Genomic DNA, 1,117 nt, shown 5'->3' with positions numbered 1-1,117 from the left:
ATCCTGTGTGTTGGTTCTGGTGTATGGTTGAGGTGGGAAGGAGACCGAGTGGATCGTGGTCGTCCTTTCGGACAGGCCGTGGCATGGCCCGGTCCCTTCCCACCGGTGAACCATCAACCTGAACAGTTGCACGGGGCTGTTCGAAGCAGACCCCGCACCACAGGAAGAGGCGTGGACATGATAGCCCAGAACTATGTCGGCTGCGACATCTCCAAGCAGTGGCTCGACTTTTTTGATGAGACAAGCGGCCGTCTTCGGCGCATCGACAACCAGGCCGATGCGATCGCCGCCTATGTGGCAGGCCTTGATCCCAGTCGGGACTTCGTCGTCATGGAGGCGACAGGTGTCCATGACCGGCTGCTGCGCCATGCGCTGGCCAAGGCCGGCGTGCCGTTCTCGCGGCACAACCCGGCGCACACCCACCACTATTCGAAGTCGACGCGCCGGCGCGCCAAGACCGATCCTCTCGATGCCAGGATGCTGAGCGACTATGGCCGTCGCTATAACCCTGAGGCCGAGCCGGCGCCGAGCGAAGAAGTCGAGCGGCTTCAATCGCTTGCCGGCCACCGCGATCATTTGGTCGAGATGCGGGCAGCGCTGAAGAAGCACCTCGCCGAGGCTTTCGAGGAGGCCGTCATTGCCGATCTGGAAGAGACGATCGCCTTCCTCGACACGCGTATCAAGGCGTTCGAGAGCCAGATTGCCGAAGTCATTCGTCAAAACCAGGACACCGCTCGCGACCATGCGCTGATGGTCTCCGTGCCCGGTGTCTCCAATGTCGGCGCGCTCTCTTTGCTGGCGCTCCTGCCCGAGCTCGGCCAGCGCTCACCCAAGGCGATCGCCGCGCTCGCCGGCCTTGCCCCGTTCGACAACAAGAGCGGCAAGCTCAGCCGCAGGAGCCAGATCCAGGGCGGGCGATCACGCGTGCGTCGCGCCCTCTATATGGCTGCCCTCACCGCCATCAGAACCTGTGAGCGCTTCAAGACCTTCTATACCGCACTTGCTGCCCGCTCAGGGTCCAAGAAACTCGCCATCATCGCCGTCGCAAGGAAGCTCCTGGTCGTCCTCAACGCCATCATGCGCGACAAAACCGCATTCGCGTGAACACAGTTGCCAT

General features: G+C 62.5%; 1 protein-coding gene. It reads left to right on the top strand.

Features of this window, described 5'->3' with window-relative positions; genetic code table 11:
- Positions 1–177: 177 nt before the first annotated feature.
- Positions 178–1,104 (top strand): IS110 family transposase, encoded by a 927-nt coding sequence (locus EOA28_RS36545; protein WP_129554534.1) that lies wholly within the window; start codon positions 178–180, stop codon positions 1,102–1,104.
- The last annotated feature ends 13 nt before the right edge of the window (positions 1,105–1,117 follow it).

Source organism: Mesorhizobium sp. M2A.F.Ca.ET.067.02.1.1 (assembly GCF_004023285.1).
Lineage (GTDB): Bacteria > Pseudomonadota > Alphaproteobacteria > Rhizobiales > Rhizobiaceae > Mesorhizobium.
The sequence above is the reverse complement of the archived record's forward strand: the minus strand, read 5'-3'. Positions and strand labels throughout refer to the sequence as shown.

Coding starts and splice junctions, on each gene's coding strand:
- EOA28_RS36545 (WP_129554534.1), top strand. CDS start 178: ATGATAGCCCAGAACTATGTCGGCTGCGACATCTCCAAGCAGTGGCTC.